The 23,989-nt window shown below is 63.1% G+C and carries 20 protein-coding genes; 8 read left to right on the top strand and 12 right to left on the bottom strand.

Translation table 11 applies throughout. The annotated features are described in order from the left end of the window. Positions 1-2 precede the first annotated feature (2 nt). The 5 genes from IP79_RS10835 to IP79_RS15530 form a co-directional block, all read right to left on the bottom strand. Positions 3-887 (bottom strand): alpha/beta hydrolase, encoded by an 885-nt coding sequence (locus IP79_RS10835; protein WP_054119322.1) that lies wholly within the window; start codon positions 885-887, stop codon positions 3-5. Next, positions 887-1,537: a 3-oxoacid CoA-transferase subunit B gene (locus IP79_RS10840; RefSeq protein WP_054119323.1), complete on the bottom strand. Its 651-nt coding sequence runs from the start codon at positions 1,535-1,537 to the stop codon at positions 887-889. The genes IP79_RS10835 and IP79_RS10840 overlap by 1 nt, the downstream gene beginning before the upstream one ends. Further along, on the bottom strand, positions 1,534-2,529 hold the full coding sequence (locus IP79_RS15525; protein ID WP_156318299.1) for a hypothetical protein: 996 nt from the start codon (positions 2,527-2,529) through the stop codon (positions 1,534-1,536). Before IP79_RS15525 ends, IP79_RS10840 begins: the two co-directional genes overlap by 4 nt. Further along, positions 2,526-3,248, bottom strand: a complete 723-nt coding sequence (locus IP79_RS10850) for a CoA transferase subunit A (RefSeq protein ID WP_054119325.1) — start codon at positions 3,246-3,248, stop codon at positions 2,526-2,528. Before IP79_RS10850 ends, IP79_RS15525 begins: the two co-directional genes overlap by 4 nt. Positions 3,249-3,370: 122 nt before the next feature. Beyond that, positions 3,371-3,718, bottom strand: a complete 348-nt coding sequence (locus IP79_RS15530; RefSeq protein WP_156318301.1) for a hypothetical protein — start codon at positions 3,716-3,718, stop codon at positions 3,371-3,373. A 64-nt stretch (positions 3,719-3,782) separates the two neighbouring features. Between IP79_RS15530 and IP79_RS10855 the strand changes: the two genes are divergently transcribed. Next, positions 3,783-6,089 (top strand): CDC48 family AAA ATPase, encoded by a 2,307-nt coding sequence (locus IP79_RS10855; protein WP_054119326.1) that lies wholly within the window; start codon positions 3,783-3,785, stop codon positions 6,087-6,089. 105 nt (positions 6,090-6,194) lie between these two features. Here the strand turns inward: IP79_RS10855 and IP79_RS10860 are convergent, their stop codons facing one another. Further along, positions 6,195-6,446 carry a hypothetical protein gene (locus IP79_RS10860; RefSeq protein ID WP_054119327.1) on the bottom strand — a complete coding sequence of 84 codons (252 nt, stop codon included), beginning with the start codon at positions 6,444-6,446 and terminating at the stop codon, positions 6,195-6,197. Further along, positions 6,443-9,310, bottom strand: coding sequence for a DNA polymerase I (gene polA, locus IP79_RS10865; protein WP_054119328.1), 2,868 nt, complete (start codon positions 9,308-9,310; stop codon positions 6,443-6,445). The genes IP79_RS10860 and polA overlap by 4 nt, the downstream gene beginning before the upstream one ends. Positions 9,311-9,534: 224 nt before the next feature. On the opposite strand from polA, the gene IP79_RS10870 reads away from it, so the two are divergent. Next, entirely contained in the window at positions 9,535-9,813 is a 279-nt protein-coding gene (locus IP79_RS10870) for a hypothetical protein (protein ID WP_054119329.1), read from the top strand. Between the two features lie 125 nt (positions 9,814-9,938). Here the strand turns inward: IP79_RS10870 and IP79_RS10875 are convergent, their stop codons facing one another. Next, positions 9,939-10,970, bottom strand: coding sequence for a serine hydrolase (locus IP79_RS10875; protein ID WP_054119330.1), 1,032 nt, complete (start codon positions 10,968-10,970; stop codon positions 9,939-9,941). Positions 10,971-11,228: 258 nt separating this feature from the next. Here IP79_RS10875 and IP79_RS10880 point away from each other — a divergent pair, with 258 nt between their 5' ends. Then, positions 11,229-13,544, top strand: a complete 2,316-nt coding sequence (locus IP79_RS10880) for a DUF305 domain-containing protein (protein WP_054119331.1) — start codon at positions 11,229-11,231, stop codon at positions 13,542-13,544. Positions 13,545-13,605: 61 nt separating this feature from the next. Here the strand turns inward: IP79_RS10880 and IP79_RS10885 are convergent, their stop codons facing one another. Next, positions 13,606-15,726, bottom strand: a complete 2,121-nt coding sequence (locus tag IP79_RS10885; protein WP_054119332.1) for a TonB-dependent receptor — start codon at positions 15,724-15,726, stop codon at positions 13,606-13,608. A 95-nt stretch (positions 15,727-15,821) separates the two neighbouring features. After that, on the bottom strand, positions 15,822-16,319 hold the full coding sequence (locus IP79_RS10890; RefSeq protein WP_054119333.1) for a hypothetical protein: 498 nt from the start codon (positions 16,317-16,319) through the stop codon (positions 15,822-15,824). Between the two features lie 267 nt (positions 16,320-16,586). Between IP79_RS10890 and IP79_RS10895 the strand changes: the two genes are divergently transcribed. The 3 genes from IP79_RS10895 (at position 16,587) to IP79_RS10905 (ending at position 18,991) form a co-directional block, all read left to right on the top strand. Beyond that, the gene (locus IP79_RS10895) at positions 16,587-17,216 is read left to right on the top strand and encodes a peroxiredoxin (protein ID WP_054119334.1); all 630 of its coding nucleotides are present in this window, start codon (positions 16,587-16,589) and stop codon (positions 17,214-17,216) included. Positions 17,217-17,332: 116 nt separating this feature from the next. After that, positions 17,333-17,893, top strand: coding sequence for a c-type heme family protein (locus IP79_RS10900; RefSeq protein WP_054119335.1), 561 nt, complete (start codon positions 17,333-17,335; stop codon positions 17,891-17,893). Positions 17,894-18,031: 138 nt separating this feature from the next. Then, positions 18,032-18,991 carry a sensor histidine kinase gene (locus tag IP79_RS10905; protein WP_054119336.1) on the top strand — a complete coding sequence of 320 codons (960 nt, stop codon included), beginning with the start codon at positions 18,032-18,034 and terminating at the stop codon, positions 18,989-18,991. Here IP79_RS10905 and IP79_RS10910 read toward each other — a convergent pair. Next, a complete protein-coding gene (locus IP79_RS10910) occupies positions 18,969-20,615 on the bottom strand; it encodes an AMP-binding protein (protein WP_054119337.1) in 1,647 nt (548 codons plus the stop codon). The two genes, IP79_RS10905 and IP79_RS10910, sit on opposite strands and share 23 nt — an antisense overlap. Positions 20,616-20,748: 133 nt before the next feature. Here IP79_RS10910 and IP79_RS10915 point away from each other — a divergent pair, with 133 nt between their 5' ends. After that, complete coding sequence (locus tag IP79_RS10915; protein ID WP_054119338.1) at positions 20,749-21,558, top strand: helix-turn-helix transcriptional regulator; 810 nt, start codon at positions 20,749-20,751, stop codon at positions 21,556-21,558. A gap of 220 nt (positions 21,559-21,778) precedes the next feature. On the opposite strand, the gene IP79_RS10920 is transcribed toward IP79_RS10915, so the two are convergent. After that, positions 21,779-22,330: a VOC family protein gene (locus IP79_RS10920; RefSeq protein WP_054119339.1), complete on the bottom strand. Its 552-nt coding sequence runs from the start codon at positions 22,328-22,330 to the stop codon at positions 21,779-21,781. A 118-nt stretch (positions 22,331-22,448) separates the two neighbouring features. On the opposite strand from IP79_RS10920, the gene IP79_RS10925 reads away from it, so the two are divergent. Beyond that, complete coding sequence (locus IP79_RS10925; protein ID WP_054119340.1) at positions 22,449-23,876, top strand: aromatic ring-hydroxylating oxygenase subunit alpha; 1,428 nt, start codon at positions 22,449-22,451, stop codon at positions 23,874-23,876. The last annotated feature ends 113 nt before the right edge of the window (positions 23,877-23,989 follow it).

Here is a 23,989-nt window from a genome sequence, read left to right on the forward strand (position 1 = left end):
CGCTATTCGCCCAGATGCTGCCGCAGGAATGCCACACTGTCGGCAAGTACCGGCCCCTTGCTGCGGAAGGGTTTGGAAAGCGCCATCACAACTTCTTCGTGATCCAGCGGCCCGTAGTTCTTGACCTCCACCGGCGCGTCCATTTCGCGCAGCTTTGCACCGAGGTTATTGGCGTTCCGTGGGCGCACCGTCTCGTCACCCTCGGATGTCACCAGCAACAATGCCGGGGCATCCTTACGGGCGAAGGTGATCGGCTGTGTCGCTTCGGGCTGCGGCCACTGGCTGAACGCTGCAATTGATCGCGGGCTGTCGAAGGGGTAGAAGTCATAGGGCCCGGACAGGCCGACGCCCGCCTTGATGAAGCCCGGATCGACCCCGGCAGCTTCCAGCCGCTGCGAATCGAGCGCCAGCATCACCGCCTGATAGGCACCCGCGGAATGCCCCATCACCGCTACCCGCGCCGGATCACCGCCATTCTCTGCGATATTGGCCTGCACCCATGCGACCGCCTCCGCACCATCATCAAGGAAGGCGGGAAACAGCACATCCGGCACCTTGCGGTAATCGGGGATCACCACAAGAAACCCCTCGCGCGCCAGCGCACGCCCGGCAAAGGCATAGGCGGCACGGTCCCCCTTGGCCCAGCCGCCGCCGTACCAGAAGATAACCACTGGCAGGGCGCCAGCAGATGGGTTCTCCGGCGCCCAGATATCGAGCGTTTGCCCGTGAGCACCGAACGCCAGCCCTTCGGCCAACTGCCGCGCGCCTGCACCGCCGCCCGATACCCGGTCATAGACCGACAGCAGGCGCGGGGGCGAGGTAAAGGCGAGGATGCCGCCGATCACGAGAACAAGCGCCAGCGCGGCGACCGCAATTCCACGCTTCATCACGCCGCGTAATGCGCGGTGGTGGTGGCGGCGATGTCGGCCTCTGTTACACCCGGCGCCATTTCGATCAGGCTGAACGGGCTGGCGTGATCGGGCCGGGCGAACACCGCAAGATTGGTGATCACCATGTCCACAACCCCTGCGCCGGTCAGCGGCAGAGTGCAGGCCGGGATGAACTTGGGGCTGCCGTCCTTGGCGGTGTGATCCATCACGACGATGATCTTTTTCACGCCCGCAACCAGATCCATTGCCCCGCCCATGCCCTTGATCATCTTGCCGGGGATCATCCAGTTGGCGATGTCGCCGTTCTCGGCCACTTCCATCGCGCCCAGCACGGTCAGGTCGATATGCCCCCCTCGGATCATCGCGAAACTGGTCGCACTGTCGAAGTAGGCGCTGTGCGGCAGTTCACTGATGGTCTGCTTGCCGGCATTGATCAGATCGGCATCCACCTCGTCATCATAGGGGAACGGGCCGATGCCCAGCATGCCGTTTTCGCTTTGCAGGGTCACCATCATGCCTTCGGGGATGTGGTTGGCCACCAACGTCGGGATGCCGATGCCGAGATTGACGTAATATCCATCCTGCAACTCGCTCGCCGCACGGGCGGCCATTTCATCGCGAGTCCAGCCGGCGGGAAGCGTGCTCATTGGCCTTCGCCCTTGTTGTCAGGAAACACTTGGTCGATCAGGAACCAGCCGTCACCGATCACATTTTCAAGTCCGGCGCCTGCTTCGGGATTGCGCAGATACTTGTAACGCTCGTCGAAATCGGCGCGTTCGTCACCTGCGATGGCGATGATGCAGGTGATACCGGCGAGGTTCTCCATGCGTAGCTGTTTGCGATCAGTGCCGTCGCGGCTGAGCGAGATGATGTCCTCACCCCGCGGGTCGAGCCCTGATTGCTCCAGCGCGGTGCGCAGTCCGCCGGACCGGTTAACCGACAGGTCGGAAAGCCATGCAATCACCACTCCGGCCTCACGCATCACCGCAAGGCCCAGCGCCAGACCGGGCTGCTTTTCCGGATTGGCAGGCGGATCGAAGACGCCTCCCGCCGGGTCGAGGTCGATCAGCGCAACCGGTTGTTCGCCCGCCGCGCACTGGCGGCGCTTGCCATCAAGCTCGATCGGATCGGCCAGCATCGCCGAAAGCGCACCCTTGTCGGACGTTGTTCCACTCGCAAGGTTGCGCCCATACCGCACGAATTGGGCAAAGCCCGTTTGCTGTGAAGCGGTGGGCGAAATGGGCGGGGCAGCGTTCGGAGCCGCCGCTGCGGCCGGGGGTGTGGCGGGTGCGGGGGCTGGCGGAGGCGGCAGCACTGTCGGTGCGGCAGCAACTACGGGTGCAGGCGTCGTCACCGCAGATGCGACAGCTGGGATCGCCGGAACCTGAACGGTCGATGCTGGGCTGGCGGGCGGTTCGATGGTGGGGGAGGGGGGCGAAGGTGCCACCGCTACTGCCGGTTGCGATGCAGAGGCGGACACGAGGGCCGCATCCGGGTTCACGGACCCGTCCTTGCCGTCGACCCGGCTGCCGACAATCGCTGATCCGGCCAACGCCGGAATGGCCACTGCGACACAGCCGGAAAGGGATGTCCCTGCCAGTGCCAGCAAGGGCAAAAGTGCAAGCCTGCGATTGATCATACGACTTCCCTCTCGCGTACCGTCCTGAACTCGATCTTCTTGTCATAAGGAGCGCCGGGCACAATGCGATTCACGAACACGCCGGCAAGGTGTATCTGATCGGGATCGAGCGCGCCCGCGGGCACCACTTCCTCCACCTCGGCAACGCAGATTCGGCCGCAGGTCGCAGCGGGGAGGTTGAAGTTGCGCGCCGTTTTGCGGAACACAAGGTTGCCGGTCTCGTCGGCCTTCCACGCCTTGATGATGGCCAGATCGGCAAAAATGCCCTCTTCGAGGATGTAGGTCTGCATCACCCCGTCGCGGTCGGTAAACTGTTTATGTTCCTTGCCCTTGGCAACTTCGGTGCCCACCCCGGTGCGGGTGTAGAAGCCGGGGATGCCCGCACCGCCTGCGCGCATCCGCTCGGCCAGCGTGCCCTGCGGGCAGAATTCGACTTCGAGTTCGCCGGAAAGATACTGCCGTTCGAACTCCTTGTTCTCCCCGACATAGGAACTGATCATTTTTTTCACCTGGCGGGTGCGCAGCAGCTTGCCGATGCCTTCATTGTCGATCCCGGCATTGTTGCTGGCAAAGGTGAGGCCGGTGACCCCGCTGTCGCGGATCGCATCAAGCAGCCGTTCCGGAAGGCCGCACAGGCCAAAACCGCCTGCTGCGATGAGCATATCGTTCGTCAGAACACCATTAAGCGCGCTGGTGGCATCGGGGTAGATTTTCGTCATAGTTAGGGCCTGCTCGCTCACTCGTCCGGCAAGTCCATGCCGTCTGCGGAATGTCACGAAGGCTGATTAGTGACTTCGGAGCGCGCTGTCACGCCTTGCGAGTCGCAAAGGTGAATTGCCATTCATGTTGCAGCGCGGCAGGAAAAATTTGCCGAATTTTTGCCCAAAACCTGGTGCAGTGCCGATAAATTGGGCAGTTCTGTGCAATGTTTTGCATAAAATCTGTCGCAAACTGCCATAGATTGCATGTTATGCAACTCAATATGTAGCTTTCGCACTTGCACAAAGGTTTGCAGTGCTGCATATGCGAAGTGCCTTTCAGGCATCCTCTCCCAAACTTTCAAGCCCGGCACTCGTGCCGGGCTTTTTTCTTGTCCGGCCCGGATTGCGCCGCCAGCGGGCAGTTTCTGGAGGGAGAGAGCGGCGAGCGTGTATGGTAGTGGCAACGCCTTGCCGCGCAGAGATTGCATTCGCAATTCCCGGTTCCTAGCTATCGGTCTCATCAAACGACTGTCCGCAACACAGGAATTGCCCATGGCCGACGCCGAAACTGTCACTCCCAGCCGCAGCGCGCGCCTTCAGGTCGCGCCCGCCCGGCAGGAGGAATCGGGGCAGGGCATCGCTCGCATGCCGCGATCCGCGTTTCAGAAGCTCGGCATAACCGAAGGCGACGTGGTCGAGATCAAGGGCAAGCGCACCACGGCTGCAATCGCCATGGCGGCCTATCCTGAAGACGATGCGCTGGATGTGGTGCGGCTGGATGGCTTGCAACGCGGCAATGCCGAGGCAGGATCGGGCGAGCATGTCGAAATCACCCGCGCCGAATCGCGCCCAGCGACCCGCGTCGTCTTCGCTCCCGCCCAGCGCGAGATGCGATTGCAGGGGCCAACCCAGGCGTTGAAGCGCAATTTCTTCCGCCGCCCGCTGGTGGCTGGCGATCTGGTCGCCACCACCGGGCAGCAGCCGGTGCAGAACATGCCGGCCGATGTTCGCCAGCTGTTGCGCGCGCCAGCCTATGCTTTGACCCAGATCAGGCTCACCGTAGCTTCGACCAGCCCCAAGGGAATCGTCCATATCGACGAGAATACCGAGGTCGAACTGCGCGCCGAATTCGAAGAGGCGCGCGATGGCCGCGCGGTGGTCAATTACGACGACGTCGGCGGGATGGAGGAAACCATCCGGGCTTTGCGCGAGATGGTCGAACTGCCGCTGCGCTATCCCGAACTTTTCATTCGTCTGGGTGTGGAACCGCCCAAGGGCGTGCTGCTGCACGGCCCGCCGGGCACTGGCAAGACCCGTCTTGCGCAAGCGGTGGCAAATGAAAGCGACGCGGAATTCTTCACCATCAACGGCCCGGAAATCATGGGTTCGGGTTATGGCGAATCCGAAAAGCGCCTGCGCGAAGTGTTCGAGGAGGCAAGCCGCGCAGCCCCCGCAATCATCTTCATCGACGAGATCGACTCAATCGCGCCAAAGCGCACGCAGGTGCCCGGCGAGGCGGAAAAGCGTCTTGTTGCCCAATTGCTTACCCTGATGGACGGACTGGAAAAGCGCGCCAACGTGGTCGTTATCGCCGCCACCAACCGGCCCGACGCGATTGACGAGGCGCTGCGCCGCCCCGGCCGGTTCGACCGCGAAATCGTGATCGGCGTGCCCGATCAGCGCGGCCGCCGCGAGGTTCTGGCGATTCACACCCGCGGGATGCCGCTGGAAAGCGCCGTCGATCTGGATGAGCTCGCCCGCGTCACTCACGGCTATGTCGGCGCGGACATTGCCGCGCTTGCCCGCGAGGCTGCGATCGAGGCAGTGCGGCGGATCATGCCGCGGCTCGATCTGGATGAACGCACGATCCCGCCCGAAGTGCTGGAAGACCTGTGCGTATCGCGTGACGATTTCCTCGCTGCATTGAAGCGCGTCCAGCCTTCGGCGATGCGCGAAGTTATGGTGCAGATGCCCAATGTCGGCTGGGACGATATCGGCGGTGTCGGCGATGCCATCGACAAGCTGAAAGAGGGGATCGAACTGCCCCTGAAGAATGCCGAGGCGTTCCGGCGGCTCGGCATCCGCCCGGCCAAGGGCTTCCTACTCTATGGCCCGCCGGGCACCGGCAAGACCCTGCTGGCCAAGGCGGTCGCCAAGGAGGCGGAGGCCAATTTCATCTCGATGAAATCCTCCGATCTGCTGTCGAAATGGTACGGCGAAAGCGAACAGCAGATCGCCAAGCTGTTTGCCCGCGCCCGCGCGGTTGCGCCCTGCGTGGTGTTCATCGACGAAATCGATAGCCTCGTTCCGGCACGCGGCAGCGGGCAGGGCGAACCGCAGGTTACGGGCCGCGTCGTCAACACCATCCTTGCCGAAATGGACGGGCTGGAAGAGCTGCAATCGGTGATCGTCATCGGCGCGACCAACCGCCCGGCGCTGGTCGATCCGGCGCTGCTGCGGCCCGGCCGGTTCGACGAACTGGTTTACGTGGGCACCCCCGATAAGGAAGGCCGCGAGCACATTCTGGGCATTCACACGGCGAAAATGCCGCTGGCGGATGACGTCGAGCTTGGCAAGATTGCGGCGCAGACCGAGCGGTTTACCGGTGCGGATCTGGAAGATGTGGTGCGGCGCGCGGGGCTTGGCGCGCTGCGGCGGGCCGGCGGAGAGGTGGAAAAAGTGGAAGCGCAGGATTTCGATTCCGCGCTGAAGGATTCCCGCGCCACCGTCACGCCGCAGATGGAGGACGAGTACAAGAAGATGCGCGGCGAGTTGAAAAAGCGCGCTGCCGCGGTGCAGCCGATCGGCTTTCTTTCGCCCGACATGCTGACCCCGACACGCGAGAAGAAACACGATTAGGCAGGTGCAGTGCTCGCAAAATGTTTCACGTGAAACATTGGGCGGACACTGGCTTCGCCCCCTCTACGTGCAGCAAGAGGGGGTCAAGAAGGGTCTAAAGGGGGTCTAGTCAGCGTCTAAACCGGCTTGGAAACGCCGCCGCACAGCGAACAAAAGACCGCCGAGCAGGAAAAGCGACACAGCAAGAACCGCGAGGACGGTGACCGATTGTTCGTGCAAAACGGTTGCCGTGCTTTCGTCGAAATACCGGCCTTGCGCGTTGTAGGGAAGGCCGCGGCGCTCGAACCAGATAAAGGCGCTGGCACCTGCCGCCGCCCATGCAACGATTGCCGCGATCAGCAGCGCCCGCTGCCTCAATGCGCGGCATCCCACGATTTGCCGGTGCCGATATCCACGCCCAGCGGCACACTGAGTTCGACCGCGGGCAAGGCCGCTTCGGCCATTACCTGCCGGATGATCGGAGTGGCCGCTTCCACGCGGTCTTCGGGCAGTTCGAACACCAGTTCATCATGCACCTGCAACAGCATCCGCACATCGTGCAACCCGGCATCGGCCAACGCTGGCAGCATCCGCGCCATCGCCCGTTTGATGATATCGGCGCTGGTGCCCTGGATCGGCGCATTGATCGCGGCGCGCTCGCTGCCCTGCCGTTCGGCCTGATTCTTCGAATTGATCCGCGGGAACCACGTCTTGCGGCCAAACAGCGTTTCGGAATACCCGCAGGCCCGAACGCTTTCGAGCGTTTCGTGGATATAGCGCTGGATGCCGGGGAAGCGCTGGAAATAGGTATCGATCATCGCCTGCGCTTCTTCCGCAGAGACTTCCAACCGGCCTGCCAGCCCCCAGCGGCTGATGCCGTAAAGTATTGCAAAATTGATTGTTTTTGCCTTGGCGCGGGTATCGCGGGTGACCTCGCCAAACATTTCCCTCGCTGTGCGGGCGTGAATATCCTCGCCTTCAGCAAAGGCCTCCTTAAGCGTGTCGACCCCGGCCATGTGCGCCGCCAACCGCAATTCGATCTGCGAATAGTCCGCGGCCAGCAGCACATTGCCTGCCTCTGGCACGAAGGCTTCGCGGATCTGCCTGCCGATGGCTGTGCGAATCGGAATGTTCTGCAAGTTGGGATCGGTCGATGACAGCCGCCCGGTCTGCGCGCCGACAAGGCTGTAACTGGTATGCACCCGTTCGGTGTCGGGGTTGATCGCTGCCTGCAAGGCATCGGTATAGGTTGATTTCAGCTTCGATAGCTGCCGCCATTCCAGCACCTTGTTGGCGATGGGCTTGGCGGCCTCGTCCTTGGCGAGGTTTTCGAGCACCGACTGGTCTGTCGAGTATTGCCCGCTCTTGCCCTTCTTGCCGCCCTTGAAGCCCATCTTGTCGAACAGGATGTCGCCCAATTGCTTGGGGCTGCCGACCGTGAATTCCTGCCCGGCGATGGCGTGAATCTCGCCTTCGAGCCGCTCGATCTCGATGGCGAATTCCTCCGACAGTTTCGCCAGCCGCGCGCGGTCCACCCTGATGCCTTCGCGCTCCATCGCGGCGACCACCGGAATCAGCGGGCGGTCGACCCGCTCATAGATCTTGCTGCCGCCCTCAACCGCGAGGCGCGGCTTCAGGAGCGCATGGAGCCGCCAGGTCACGTCCGCATCCTCGGCAGCGTAGGCGGTGGCGCGGTCCAATGGCACTTCGTTGAATCCGATTGCCTTCTTGCCTGTGCCGCACAGGTCCTTGAACGGGATCGGGGTGTGGCCGAGGTGGCGCTGGCTGAGTTCGTCCATCCCGTGGCCGCCCCCGATGCCTTCATCGCCGCGCCCGGCGTCGAGATCGAAGCTGATCACCATGGTATCGTCGATAGGGCTGACCATGATTCCCTGCCGCGCCAGCACGTTAAGGTCATACTTGCCGTTCTGGAAGATCTTGAGGACAGCCTCGTCCTCCAGCAGCGGCTTCAGCGCGGCGATCGCGTCCTTCATCGGCACCTGCTCAGGCTTTTCGGCGAACATGTCGCTCCCGCCGTGGCCGAGGGGGATGTAGCAAGCATCGTTCGGGCCCAGTGCCAGGCTGACTCCGACCAGATCGGCGCGGATCGGATCGAGCGCGGTCGTCTCGGTGTCCACTGCCACCAGCCGGGCGGCACGTGCGCGGGCGATCCAGTGTTCCAGCCGCTCCAGCGTCTGCACCGTTTCGTAGGCGCTGTGATCGACCGGCGGCATTTCAGGCAGGGGCTGGCGATTCGCGTCGGCGCTGGCGGTTTCGGCGACGGTGCTGGGCTTGGGCGGGTTGAGATCGGTGGTGCGCGAAGGGCTGCCGCGCCCGGCATCCAGACGCCGCAGCAGCGAGGTGAAACCGTGGTGTTCCAGAAACGCCGCCAGCGGTTCGGGCGGGATCGGGCCGAGCGCCATATCGCCAATGGGTTGCGGCAGATCGCAATCCTCTTTCAGCGTTACCAGCACCTTTGAAAGTTCCGCATCGGCGCGGCTTTCGATCAGCCGGTCTTTCAGCTTGGATGCCTTCATCGCCGGGGCCGAATCGAGCGCGGCGGTGAGCGATCCGTGTTCGGCGATCAGCTTGGATGCGGTTTTCGGGCCGATTCCGAAAATGCCGGGCACATTATCGACGCTGTCACCCATCAGCGCCAGCACATCGCCAACCAGTTCGGGCGGCACGCCGAATTTTTCCTCGACCTCTTCCAGATAGATGCGCTGGTTCTTCATCGTATCGAGCATGTCGATGCGGGCCGGGCCGTGGGGGCCATCGACCTCGCCGATCAGCTGCATCAGATCCTTGTCGGAACTGACGATGGTAACATCCCAGCCCTGTTCCTGTGCGCGGCGGGCATAGGTTGCGATCAGATCGTCCGCCTCCAGCCCCGGCACTTCGATGCAGGGCAGGCTGAAGGCGCGGGTGGCATCACGGATCAGCGGGAATTGCGGCACAAGATCTTCGGGCGGTTCGGGGCGGTTGGCCTTGTAATCGGCATAGATATCGTTGCGGAAACTGACGGATCCGGCATCGAGGATCACGGCCAAATGGGTTGGCCCGTCGGCCAGATCGAGATCGGCTGCCAGCTTCCACAGCATGGTGGTGTAGCCGTAAACCGCCCCCACCGGCGTGCCTTCCGGATTGGTGAGCGGCGGCAGCCGGTGATAGGCCCGGAAGATATAGGACGATCCATCGACGAGATAGAGGTGCTGCTTGGTGGGATTGTGCGGTTCGGCCATGGCGCCTGCTAGCACCCGGCAAGCCCCGCGGGTAGGGGGATCGCAGCGCGGGCGGTGGGTGAAATATGGCAGGAAAAAGGCAGAATTTGGGCGCGGTGCCTTAATTCCGCTTGCGCTGCCCCATTCTTGCCACTATTTGAAACATCGAACCGGGGATCAGAACCGGTCTCGACGCTCTCCCTTTCCGGGATGCGTGACTTTCTTCTGCACAAGGAATTCTCATTATGCGCAAGATCATCCTCGCTGCCGCCATCGCCACCTCGGCTCTCGGCCTCGCCGCTTGCTCGGGCGAAACCGCCACCGAAACCGAAGAAGCAACCGACGCGATGGCTGCTGACGCCGAAGCCAACGCCGACGCCGCTGTCGACGCTGCTGCTGAAGCAACCGAAGCAACCGCTGACGCGACTGCCGAAGCTGCTGACGAAGCTGCTGCAACCGCAACCGAAGCTGCTGACGCCGCTGCCGAAGCTGCCGACGCTGCGACTGCTGCTGCTGCCGAGTAATCGGATGTGATCCGCGCCGCTCCGGCGGCTGGGGTCCAACAGAAAAGGGCGGTGCCGCAAGGCGCCGCCCTTTTTCTATGCCTGACCGCCCGATTAATCAGGCGGGAATTGCAGGAACCGGCCCCTTATCCGCCTGTGCCGTAGGGAGCGGTGGCCCAGTTGCGCACCGGGTTCTGCTGGGCTTTGACGGCAAAGCCATCATACAATGCGCGGGCAATCGCGGCGATGCGTGCTTCGCGTGCTGCCCTGGTGCCTTGCCCCGTGACATAGATTGCAACCGCAATCGTGCGGCCATCCGGGCATTCGATCAGGCCGACATCGCTGGAGGTGTTGTTGAGCGATCCGGTCTTGTGGCTGACCCGCGCTTCCATCGGGATATGGGCCGGAATGCGGCGCTTGCCGGTCACTGTGCGGCTCATCGCGCTCAGAATCACGCTGCGGCTCTGATCGGACAGGTATTCGCCGCGATAAAGGCCCGCCAGCAGCTGCGCCATCGCGCGCGGCGTTGCGGCATCGCGGGTATCAATGTGATTGGCCGGATTATATTCGCCATCATCGCGCACCAGCGTGGCGATATCGCGGTTGATGCTGAAATCATGGATGCCCTGACGGCGCATCCAGCTGTTCACATTGGCAGGCCCGCCCACTGCTGCCAGCAGCGCATCGGTGGCCGGATTGCTGGAGCGGGTAATCATGATCTCGATCAGATCGATTGCGGGCATATACTGCCCCGCGCGCACCGGCGCCTTGGCGGAGGAATACTTGGCCGAAGCCACCGGCAGCATCAGCGGAAATTCCGAAGTGAGCGAATAGCGCCCCTGTTCGACCATTTCGAGATAGGCGGCGGCCACGGCAATCTTGCTGGTCGATGCCATCGGGAACAGCTGATCGCCCAGCACCATTACTTCCTCGCCCGTGGCAAGGTCGATCGCGGCAACACCGATGCGGCCCTGCGCCGGATTGGCGAGTTCAGCAATGCGCTGTTCGAAACCCGAGGCATAGATCGCCTCGAAACTTTGCGGTTGGCGCGCTTCGGTGCCGAACGTGCTGTCAAAGGTCGACTGCAATTCGTTGGCGTTCGCAGATGCGGGGCTGGCAGCAAGCGCCAGCGAGGCGGCGAGACCGGAAATTACTGCGAGAAAGCGTTGGCGTGCCATGCTGACAAGCTACTCCATCAGGGTTTCGGTGAGCTTAACGACACATACTAGTCACGTGCGATTCGCCGCGACAAGGCCTCATTCGGCCGCGTGCGGTGAACGGAGGCGCAAGGAAGACCGGGGGCAGATGGCGTTACCCCGCCCTTCCTCGACGGGAGTTGCAGTTCGTCGATTGGCGGCTTGCCAATGCCCGCGCAGGGTTGACTGGCGCGCCGATCACGGCAGTCTGGCGGTCAAGCTTTCGCTCAAGGGGACATCATGACCAAATCCGCCTCGCTGCGCGCCTCGCGCGCTGTGTTTTCCGTTTTGCTGCTGTCAGCATCGGGCATCGCCTTTGCACAGAGCGCGCCGATCGTGCAGCCCGGTGCGCCGGGTCAGGCCAGCAAGGTGCTGACCGCCGATCAGGCGACCAAGCTGGCGCAGGCCAGCCATACGCCCGAAGACGTCACCTTCATGCAGCACATGATCGTGCATCACCAACAGGCGCTCGACATGGCGGTGCTGGTGAAAGACCGCACCAACACCGAAGAACTGGTGTCGATCGCAGGCCGGATCGAATCGAGTCAGGCCGACGAGATCGCCTTCATGACCAACTGGCTGGCCGAACGCGGCGAACCGGCGGCGGACCCCAAGCTGAAGGGCCACGGCGCGCACATGCACCACATGATGGCCGGCATGGCTTCGCCCGAAGACATGAAAGCGCTGGCAGCGGCCAAGGGCGTCGATTTCGATCGCCAGTTCCTGACCCTGATGATCGCCCACCACGAAGGTGCGGTGAAGATGGTCAAGACGCTGCTGGATGAAGATGGCACAGCCGCTGATCCGGTATTGTTCCGTTTCATCGGCGATATCGAAAGCGAGCAGACCGGCGAGATCGAACGGATGGACAAGCTGCTGGCGGGCCTTTCAAAAGACCCGCGCAGCGGCCTTGCCGCCGGGTTCGACACTGCCGGAGAGGCAATCTGGAACCTCACCAAGGTGGCCACGCTGGCCAAGCCTGCCGGTTTCTACGATCCGACCAATCCGGCCGATCTGCGCCTGCCCGCGGCCCCCAAGAAGGCCAAGGACGAAGCCAAGAAGGATGCCGAGCCGGAGGCCAAGCCCGAAGCCGCACCGGCTGAAGCTGCAACCCAGGTCGCCGAAGCAACCGCCGAAGCAACACCCGGAGCAACACCCGAGCGCGAAGAGGAGGACAGCCTCACCAAGTTCGCCGAGCGTTCCCCGCTGCTCGATTTTGCCAATACCGACATTGCCTTCTTCGATGATGTCATGGTCGCAGGCTCGTACCACGGCTTCAACATCTACAAGCTGGGCGCAGATGGCATGCCCGGCCTGATCACCTCGGTCGTCTGCCCCGGCGGGCAGGGCGATGTCTCGGTCGCCGGCAACCTGCTGATCATGAGCGTCGAACAGACGCGTGGTCGGATCGATTGCGGGCTGGACGGCGCGCCGGGCAAGGTCAGCGAAGAACGCTTCCGCGGCCTGCGCATCTTCGACATTTCCGACATCACCCGTCCGGTGCAGGTGGGCGGGGTGCAGACCTGCCGCGGCAGCCACACACACTCGATCGTCAGCGCCGATGACACGCGCCTGATCGTGTACAACTCCGGCACCGCAGGCATCCGCGAAGAAGAAGAACTGGCGGGCTGCATCGGCGCGCGCACGGGCGATACCCGCACCGCGCTGTTCTCGGTCGATGTGATCGAAATCCCCGTGGCTGATCCGGCGAGCGCGCGCATCGTCAAAAGCCCGCGCGTGTTTGCCGATACCGAAACCGGCGAGATCGCAGGCCTGTGGCGCGGCGGCGATCACGGTGACAACACCCAGCGCACCGCGCCGACCGATCACTGCCACGACATTACCGTGTTTCCGGCACTGAAGCTGGCGGCAGGGGCGTGTTCGGGCAACGGCATCCTGTTCGACATTTCCGATCCGATGAACCCCAAGCGGATCGATGCGGTGACCGATACCACCTTTGCCTATTGGCATTCGGCCACCTTCAACAATGATGGCACCAAGGTGATCTTCACCGATGAATGGGGCGGCGGCGGGCGTCCGCGCTGCAAGGCATCCGATCCCAAGACCTGGGGTGCCAATGCGATCTACGACATCGTCGATGGCAAGCTGGTGTTCCGCGCCCATTACAAGATGCCCGCCCCCCAGACCGACAAGGAAAACTGCGTCGCGCATAACGGGTCGATCATTCCGGTGCCGGGCCGCGATCTGTTCGCGCAGGCGTGGTATCAGGGCGGCCTTTCGGTGATGGATTTCACCGACAGCGCCAACCCCAAGGAAATCGCCTATTTCGATCGCGGGCCGATCGATACCAAGCAGTTGGTGGTGGGCGGTTACTGGTCGACCTATTGGTATAACGGTCACATCTACGGCACCGAGATCACCCGCGGGGTCGATGTTTTCGCGCTGGAGCCGAGCGAGTTCCTGACCGAGGCCGAAATCGCCGCAGCCAAGGCCGCAACCTACGAAGGTGGCCTGTTCAACCCGCAGACCCAGACCCGCGTGACGTGGGACAAGGACGTGATCGAAGCGGCCGAAGCCAGCCGCAAGGGCGGATAAGCGAAAAGGTGAGGGGGGCGGCGCAGTGCCGCCCCCCTGACTGTCACGATCCGCGCCCGTTTCAGAACTGCGCGGTCAGCCTTGCCCAGATGCCGCGGCCCGGGCCGGGGAGGCGTTCTAGCAGCGGCACATCCGATGCCCCCACCCGGCTGCGTCCGGCAAGGTGCGGGGCGTAATCCTCGTCCAGCAGGTTTTCCACCCCTGCCTCGAAGGCAAGCCGTTCATCGAAGCTGAGCCGCGCGAACAACCCGATGGTGGCATAGCCATCGCCCGGCAATTCGCTGTTGGTCTGCGACACGCGGTTCTGATCGGCGGCAGCAAACAGTTCCGCGCCCAGTGCCAGCCGGTCGGTCGCCCAGGTCGCTGACAGGCGCAGATTGGCGGGCGGAATGCGGTAGAGGTCATCGGCAATGTCGCGCCTTTGCCCGCGCACGACGCTGGCGGTGCCCGCCAGTTCGATCTGCCGCACAGGCCGCACCACAAAATCGAGGTCCGCGCCGTAAAGCTCTGCGTCCGTATTGCGGAACCGCAGCGGAGTGGGATCGCCGCCCATGCTGGCAACCATCTCCACCGGGCTGTTCACGATGCCGGGGGTGTCATCGAAGGGCGTGCCCTGAATGAAGCCGTCGACCCGGCGGTAATAGACCGTAGGGCGCAGCGTCAGCCAGTCGTTTTCAAGGTCGAACCCGGCTTCGGCAATCCACGCGACTTCAGGTTCCAGCGCCTGGTTGCCGACATAGATATTCCCGTCGGCAAGACCGAAGCTGGCCTCTGTCGGCAGCCAGGCAAAACGTTCGAGCACGCTTGGCACGCGGGTCTTGCGCGCGAGCGTGAGGCGCGGGGTGAGCGCTTCGCCTCCGATCCATAACCGGGCAACGCCATCGAAGGTGGTGTCGGAAGCGTTCCGGCCCGAAGCGATGAAGGCCGCTGCCAGCCCCCTTGGCCCCATGGGAACAGCATTGCCCAGTTGCGGCACCCCCGCCGTTTGCTCGGTCCGGTCGATCCGTCCGCCAATTTCAAACTGCACCGCGCCAAGCCCGCCGCGCCATTGCAGATAGGCACCGAAACGCTCGGCCCGGATATCGGGCTGGGAATCGATGAAGAATGCAGGGTTTGCCGGGTTGGTGATCGTGACAAAGCGATCGGTGATCTCGGCATCCGCGCCAAGCTCGATATGACTGCGCGATTGCCCGAAGCGAAGCGCGGCCTCTGCCGTCATGGTATCGGCATCGGCAAAGGTCGCGCGCGCCTGCATCGGTGGTGCCGCCGGTTGCCGCAGGGTCTGGTTATCCATCAGGTGCCGCACCGCGACGTGGCCCAATCGCACGGTCAGTCCGACATCCTCGGCAACCTGGCCGCGAAAGCCGCCCTGCACGAAATCGGTGTTGAAAAAGACCATGTCGAGCGCGAAGGGCGGGTTGCCCGAAGGATCGGTTTCGCTGCGGCGATATTCGACAAACAGCTCGCCCGAGGCGGTGCGGTAACCTGCGTGGACGCCGTAGAGGTTGCGTTCGAACGAGGTGCCGACCGCAGTGCCGCCGGGGAAGCGGTAATCCTCGCCCTGTTCGCGGCTGGCAATCAGGCCGATGCGCCAGCTGTCATTGGCAAGCGCGGCGAGGCCGCCCACGGCGTAGCTATCATCGACGCTGCGATACTGGCTTGCCATGCGTGCCTGCGGGGCGAGGGCTTCGCCGTCGGTGAATTGCGCCTGCACCAGCTGCGCATTGATCGCGCCGCCCAGCGACGGACCTTCGGCGACCGGGGCAACCCCGCGGGCAATATCGATCCGCTCGACCAGGACCGAAGGCGCATAGTGCAGCGGCGGGTCCATCGCATTGGGGCCGCCACTGGCGAAGCGCTGGCCGTTGACGCGGCCGAGCACGCGCTCTCCGGCAAGGCCGCGGTAGGACAGCTGGCCGGACAGTGCGCCATTGCCGAAGATGTCGCCGCCGGCCACGCGCGCAGCAATCGCAGCGGCGTCAGCGGGAAGGGCGATCTGGCGCGGAGCGGCAACTGCATCGCTGGCGATACTATTGCTGCGTCTGGCGGTGACGATGATGGTGTCGGTCAGCGCATCTTCGCGCGATTGCGGGGTGGTGGCGTGTTCGGCCAGCGCGGGGCTGGCGGCCACAAGGGGGTATCCGGCAAGCAGGCTTGCCCGGATCAAACGGGTGAGTTTCATTGCATACCGTCCTGTATCAAAGGGATGGCCGACACGTCGCGCAGGGCGGACGCGCGAACGCTTCCGCCGGTCGGGTGCCGGATTGTCTTGACGGGTCAGGTCAGTGCAGGGGGCCCGCGCAAGGGCGGCCTCAACCGGGGCGAGGCAGCAAGCTGCAAGGGTTGCAGCATTGCGGGCGGCAGTGCGGGTGGTTCCAGCAGGGCCGCAGGGGCATCGCCGCGCTCCGGCAGCAGAGCGGCAAGAGCGCCCGCTCCGGCAAAGGCGCAGGCCGATGATGCCGGCGCTGCGGAAGGGGCGGGCACGGGTTCGTCAGGCGCGGCGGGCGCGTGGCCCATCGCAGTGTGATCCACGGGGCCATGACCCATTGCGGCATGGATCGCAGCCATCCCGGCATCGGCATCGGCATCAGAGCGTGAGGCGGCGGCGCGGGCGAGCGGATGGGTCTGCGGGCAAAGGATGATCTGCGCCCCGTGCCCTGCTGACGGTGCAACCATCAGCCCGGCCGGGATCAGCGCCTGCATCCCGAGCGCCGCCAGCACAAATGCCAGCAGCACGCGGTGATGGGCCGATGAGAGGGTGCGCAGCAGCTTCATCCGCTTGGCGCTCTAATCATGCGACCTGCGCTTGTCATGCTGATCATCGCGAATTCCAATGATTTCGCGGCGGGATCACGCCACCCGACCTTTATTTACAGATAAATGTTAACCGACCTGGCAATCACAACGTAATTCCGCCGAGGAGGGGCAAAATCCAGTTTAAATCGACAAATGATAAAGTAGATTTCATAAAGCGAGTAATTGAATTAGGCCCGAATCGGTCGCCGTGTTAGAGCGGTTGCACCAACCCAAGGAGCAAACCTCATGAGCCTGCACATCGGCGATACCGCCCCCGATTTTACCGTGGACACCACCACCGGCCCGATCAGCCTGCACGATTGGGCAGGCGATGCCTGGGTGTTCTTCTTCAGCCATCCGGCCGATTTCACGCCTGTGTGCACCACAGAAATGGGCATGACGGCAAAGCTCGCCGCCGAGTTTGACAAGCGCAATTGCAAACCGCTCGGCCTGTCGACCGATACGGTTGAAGAACACCTCGCCTGGGTCAAGGATGTAGACGAAACGCAGGGTGTCACGCTTGCCTTCCCGATTGTGGCCGATCCCGATCTGGAAATTGCCATGCTTTACGACATGATCCACCCTGATCAGAGCGAAACGGCAGCGGTGCGTTCGGTATTCATCATTGATCCGGCCAGGAAAATCCGCCTGACCATGACCTACCCGATGAGCGTGGGCCGCAATTTCGACGAGATCCTGCGGGTGATCGATAGCCTGCAACTGGCAGACCGCTGCAAGATCGCCACGCCTGCCGATTGGCGTCCCGGCGACAAGGTGATCATCCCGCCGTCGGTCGATGATGCCACGGCGCATGAACGCTTCCCGCAGGGCTTCACCACCATCAAGCCCTATCTGCGGATGGTCGAAATCGCCTGACACTCTCTTCCCTTTGCATCGCCGGACACTCCCCCGTCCGGCGGTGCACTTTTCTTTTTCTGTCCCGCCAGTCTTGCTGTTCACCAGACCGGCGACCGCAGCAGGAGCGCCGGCTGATGCAACGGATCATGATTCTCGCCGGGCTTGCCCTGTCGGCCACCGCTTGCGCGAGGGAGGAGGCCGCCGTGCCGGAGCCTGCCTTTGTCCAGAGCGCGGCGCTGCTGGCGGATGCCTATCAAGCATCGCTTCAGGCCGAACTTTCCGACGCGCTGAAGCAGGTCGGGCCGGTGGGCGCAATCGGGGTGTGCCAGTCTGCCGCGCCTGCCATCGCCGCCGACATGTCGGGCAAAGGCGATCTCGCCGTCAGCCGGATTGCGCGCCGCAACCGCAATCCTGGCAATGCGGTGCCGGCCGAACTCGAAGCACTTTACCAGCAGCTTGAACGCGAGCCCCTGCGCGAAGGCAAGCCGCATGTCGTGACCGGTGTGGTTCAAAACCGCGCGGTGTTCATGCGGGCGCTGCCGATGAAGGATCAGCCTTGCGCGGTCTGCCACGGCACCAAGATTGCCGCGGATGTAAAGGCCGCGATTGTTGCCAGCTATCCCGATGACCGGGCCACCGGATTTGCCGCTGGCGATCTTCGCGGGGCGATGCTCGTCACTCGAACGGTGCGTTGATTACTATCCTTTGCAAGCCGGCCACTTCTGGCAACCGCTCCGCCCGATTGCCGGCCTGCTGCTATTTCTTGATCGCCAACAGATAGGTGCTTAATTGGCGTTCCGTCTGGTTTCCAGAACGTAAAGGCGATCAATCACGTGCTGAAAACCGCTGCCATCTCCGCTGACGCCCTTGCGAACGTGATCGACCAGAGCGTCGATTGCGTCAAACTTCTCAATATCGCGGGTGATGTGCTGTGGATGAATTCCAACGGCCTGTGCGCGATGGAAATCGACGATTGCGAAGCTGTCTACGGCAGGCAGTGGGCAGAACTGTGGCCCGAAGAAAACCGCAGCCTGGTCGCCGATTCGCTGACCGCAGCCCAAAGGGGCGAGACAGTCCGGTTCGAGGCTTTTTGCCCGACTGCCAAGGGATCATCGCGGTGGTGGAACGTGACCGTTTCCGGCGTCACCGCGCCCGACGGGGAGGCTATCGGCTTTCTTTCGATCTCCCGCGATGTGACCGAAGCCGAAACGCAGCGGCGCGCGCTGGCTATCGGCGCCGATGAACTGCGCCACCGCCTGAAGAACACCTATGCGATGGTTTCCGGCCTGCTGAACAGCCTTGCGATCGGAAACGCGGAGACCGAAGCCTTCGCCCGGCAGATGAACACCCGGCTGATGGCACTCAGCACGGCGCAATCCTTCTTCATGGCGCCCGATGTGCCGCGCGAAGTGGCGCATCTGGTCCCGGCGCTGATGCATCCATTCATCTCGCCCGCCTGCGATGTCTGTATGCAGCGGATAGAACGCGTGCTGGTGTCGCGCAGCATAGCTGATGCGATTGCCCTGATCGTGGGCGAACTGGCGATGAACTCGGCCAAGCATGGGGCGCTGACCCATGGCGGAACAATCGCTATCGGCGCACAGGAACGCGATGGCACGCTTTTGCTGTCCTGGAACGAGGTGTCCTTGCAGCCAGTCGCGGCAAAGTCCCGGCCCGGCGGGCAGGGGCTGGATCTGATCGAGATGATGGTCGACGTGCACCGCGGCACCATTACCACCGATTGGGACACGCATGGCCCGGTGGTTCAGGTCAGAATTCCGATCCCTGCCTGATGTCCTCTCCGGCAGCTTCTGCCAGCGCCTGCGCGGTCTTGTAATCGGGCTTGCCATTGTTCAGCCGCAGCGAACTTTCGGTGATCACGTAGAGGCGCGGGATCTTGTATCCGGCAAGGCCCGCACGGGCATGGGCATCGAGCGCCGCCTGCAAGCCTTCCGGTGCCGCGCCTTCGGGCTCGACCACCGCCACAACCTTCCGGCCAAAGCGCGGATCGGGCAGGCTGACAACCCGCGCGTCCTTGACCGCCGGATGATCGAGCAGCACCGCCTCCACCTCCTCGGGGAAGACCTTTTCGCCTCCGGTGTTGATGCACATGTTGTCGCGCCCGATGAATTCGAGCGTGCCGTCTGCCGACCAGCGCGCGCGGTCGCCGGTCATCAGCCAGCGCTGGCCGCCGATGACGGGGAAGGTCGCGGCGTTCTTTGCATCCTCGCCCAGATAGCCGAGCGGCAGCGGACCGGTGCGGGCAACGATGCCGACCCCGTCGCTGCCGGGCGGGATTTCCTTGAGGTGTTCGTCAAACAGCTTGGTCTCGCGCCCCGGCAGGGGCTGGAACTTGCCACCCCCGCTCGATCCCGCTGCCGTGGTGATGACGATGCCGGTGCCCGAACTTTCCGATGATCCCAGCGCGTCGATGATCATGAGGGCGGGGTGATGGGCGATCAGGCGTGCCTTGAGCGCGGGCGAGAACACCGCGCCTGACGATGTGATTGTGCGGAGCGAGGCCAGAACCTGCGCCCCGTCTCCGCGCGCATCCAGCCGGTCGGCCAGCGGCAGGGCGAAGGCATCGCCGACGATGAATAGGCCGCGTGCGCCGATCCGCGCGACCTCGTTCAGCGCAAGATCGGCATCGAACTTGTCCGCAGGCAGCAGCGCCAGCGTGCCGCCCTTCAGCAGGTGGATCACCGCAGTGAATTGCCCCGCGCCGTGCATCAGCGGGCTCAGCAGCAGCATGGGGGAGTTGCTGGCGGGATGATCCGGCCCGATCCGCGCTGCCTCTGCGGCCTGTTCCTCCACCGAAGCGGTAACCAGCGGCGGGGTGCCGGGCGGGCGTTGCCACACCCCGATGTTGAATGCGCCCCACGCCTGATCCATCGGCCACATCACCGCCTTGGGCATCCCTGTGGTGCCGCCTGTCGCGGTGAGAAACAGCGCCTGGGGATCATTGTGGATGGCGAAATCTGCCGGCAGGGCCGTATCGCACAGCGCAGCCCATTCGCCGCTGCCGACATCCACCGTCAGCGCGCCCTCCGGCATGGCTTCCGTAGCGGCGTCGGCAAAATCACTTGTCGTGAACAGCGCCTTCAGGCCAAAGCGGCTGAAGATGTCCTCCAGCTCCCGCGCCTTGTAATGGTAGTTCACATTGACCGGTACCAGCCCGGCCTTGATGCAGCCGAAATAGGCGAGCAGATATTCGGGCGTGTTGCGCAGCATTTGCCCGGCAATGTCGCCCGGTTTCAGCCCGCGTGAGGTAAGCCCTGCGGCGATCCTGTCGGTGATGGCATCAAGTTCGCCCCAGCTCACCACCCGCGTGCCGTGGATCAGGGCCGGGCGATCCGCCGGTATCGCGCTTGCCAGTGCTTTCAACACCACCCCGAAATTCGCACCTGCAAACACCATCGGTTCGTCGCTCCTTGTCACTTTCGCTAGCCCCCCTGAGCGCCCGCTTCCCCTACGTAAATGATGAGGACAATCGAAAAGATTGCGTTAGTCTCCCGACTCGGAGGCTTCAATGAGAGGATGAGAGGCTGTTATGGCTACGAATGTTGTCGAACTGCGCACGCCGCAAGGTCGCGAGTCGCTGGATCGGTTGCTCGAATCCGTCACCATCACCTGCCCCGAAGATATTCACGATGCCGCCGTGAACCTTGCGCGGATCGCGCAGGAACGCGGGATGCAGATCGCGGTGTGCGACGATATCTCCTCGAAAGAACCGATGGTCGATGCCGATGGCACGATCCTCAATGCCGATATCTTCCGCTGGCTGGATGATGGCGCGCGCTGGTGGGAAGATCACCGGCTGGCGCTGCATTCGCCCCTGCCGCGCGCCTGCCGCTATGAAAGCGAGCCGTTCTGGATCAACGCCAAGGGCTTCAACACCCGCTGGCGCAACCACTACCTTGCCGAAATCGATCTCAACGACTTCGAAAAGCGCGCCCTGTGCAAGGCGGCGATCGTGGTGCCGGTGCATCTGCCATTCGGCCAGATTTCCGCCAGCAGCTTCATCAGCATGGACCGCGAGAAGGAAGACCTTTCGGCCGAGTTCGCCGAATATGGCGCGCTGTTCGCGATGGTCACGCGCTGTTTTGTGGCAGGCTATGTGCAGGCGATCCGCACCAAGCGGCGCATTCCTTCGGACTGCGTGCTGTCCAAGCGCGAGGTGGAATGCCTGCGCTGGGCGGCGATCGGCAAGACCGACAAGGAAATCAGCATGATCCTCAACCGGTCGCACGCCACGATCCGCTATCACATCCACCGCGCGGGCGAGAAGCTGGACAGCGTGAACCGCGCGCAGACGATCTTCAAGGCCGGGCAGCTGGGTTACCTGGGGGCGTCTGATTAGGGAACGCGCCTCCGCGCGTTCCTCCTCGGTGCTGTTCCCTCCGCTGCGCTACGGGGCACCTGCGGGCGGCCGGTCGGCCTTGCGGGCCTGCGGCCCGGTTCAGTCCTTTATGTTCGTCATTGCGAGCGGCGCAGCCGCGCGGCAATCCATGGTCTGACCTTGCCTCGGGCACTTGGTCCATGGATTGCTTCGTCGCCTTCGGCTCCTCGCAATGACGAAGCTAACCCAGCTTCCTCAGCGGCTCGCTACCATCCCAACCCACGCCAGCCGCCTTGATCATCCCGAACAGGTCCGGTCCGTCCTTCGCCTGTTGCAATATCTCCACCAGCGTCCCCGGGCCCCCACAACCATTCTTGGCGCCGGCATCGACATAGATCACCTCGCTCGTGCCGAAGGTGCCCTCGATCACAACCTCCGCATTGGCCTCGGCACACACCCGCCGCGCCTCGGCAATGTCATCGACCAGAATGCACACGTGGTGCAGCCCGTTGCCGGTGGAGCCATATTCGCCGCGATAGATTGACGGGTGATCATCCCGCGGACGGATCAGCTCGATCTGGATATCGCCCCAATAGGCCAGCGCCAGATCGAACACCGCTTGCGTAGGCTGGCCGCGATATTTCATGCCGTCCAGATGGATGCCTTCGATGATGAAGAACGGCCCCACGCCCATCGTTTGGGTCCAGTGCTTTACCGCCGCGTCGAAATCCTCCGGCACGAATGCCAGCTGCATCATGTCGCCCAAGGCGGCAATCTTGCCCGGTAAAGCCATCTTCCTCTCCAATCCGATAGTGTGCCCCGTGCCGGAACCTGTGTGATATTCTCCTGACGAGACACTGCACAAAGTGCGAGGACGAAGACGGGGATCACCCGAAAGGACGCAAGGCCCGATGAACGAGATCAAGGATATCGCCCGCGCTGACCGCTGCCCGGGGCTCAGCTATACCGACATGCTCAACGGCGACACCCGCCGTCCGCCAGATTACCTGTTCGAAGAAACCACCATCGACATGGGCGATGAACCGCTATCGGTCGCGCCATACATCTCGGAAGAATTCGCCGCACTCGAACGCGAGAAGATGTGGCCCAACGTCTGGCTGTTCGCCGCGCGCGAGGATGAAATGCCCGATGCGGGCGATACCGTGGTGTTCGATATCGCGGGCAAAAGCTTTCTGCTGATCCGCCAGAAGGATGGCGGCGTGCGCGCCTTCTACAACGCCTGCCTCCACCGCGGGCGCAAGCTGCGCACCGAAAGCGGCAATTCGGTGCAACTGCGTTGCCCGTTCCACGGCTTTACCTGGCGCAATGACGGCAGCTTGAAGGAAATCCCCTGTGCGTGGGATTTCAAGCATCTCGAAGGCAAGGACATGGACCTGCCCGAAGCCCGCGTGGAGCTGTGGCAGGGTTTCGTCATGCTGACCGAGAACCACGCGCTGCCCGATTTCAAAACGTGGCTCGGCCCGGCGGCCTCGCATTACGAGCGCTACAACTTCGCCGATCGCTACACCGGCATGTGGGTGCAGAAGAAGATTCCGGCCAACTGGAAGGCCACGGCTGAAGCTTTCATGGAAGCCTGGCATTCGATCACCACGCACCCGCAATTGCTCGCCTTTCTGGGCGATGCCAATACGCGGTACGATCTGATCGGTGATCACTTCAATCGTGCGATTACGCCTTCGGGTGTGCTTAGCCCGCATATGAAGGGCAAGAATTCGGATTACGTGCTCGAAAAAATGAACGAGTTTTCGGGCGGCGATGATGCCAAGACCAACCGGCGTTTCAACGCTGGCGAAGGGGCGGTTGAAGGCTATGACGCCAATGATCCGCTCGGCGCGCGCAAGGTGCTGGCCGATGCCGGACGCAAGGGCTTTGCCGAGAATTACGGACATGATTATTCCGATGCCTCGGACACCGAGATTCTTGACAATTTCACCTATAATATCTTCCCCAATTTCGCCCCGTGGATCGGGTTCCTGCCGACGCTGGTGTACCGCTGGCTGCCGGGCGACACGCCCGATTGGTGCATCATGGAAATCCGCCTGCTGTTCCCCACGCCCAAGGGTCAGGAACGCCCGCGTAGCGTCGCGCCGACCTATATTCCCGATGACGAACCCTTCGCCTGGGCCAACGACATCATGGGGCCGCAGCTTGCCAATGTGTTCGATCAGGACATGGCCAATCTGCCGTTCGTGCAGGAAGGCATGAAGACCATGAAAGACGGCCTGATGGAGCTGGGCCATTATCAGGACAGCCGGGTGCGGCATTTCCAGACTACCCTGAAAAAATATATCGACGGGGAATTGCCGGCGTCGACGTAGGCCCTTTCGTCATTGCGAGGAGCGCAGCGACGCGGCAATCCATGGAACACCCTCGCGCCAAGAGCGACAGTCAGCCCATGGATTGCTTCGCCTGCGGCTCGCAATGACGAGAC

Origin of the sequence: Porphyrobacter sp. AAP60, assembly GCF_001296025.1 — a bacterium.
In the GTDB taxonomy this organism is placed as follows: domain Bacteria; phylum Pseudomonadota; class Alphaproteobacteria; order Sphingomonadales; family Sphingomonadaceae; genus Erythrobacter.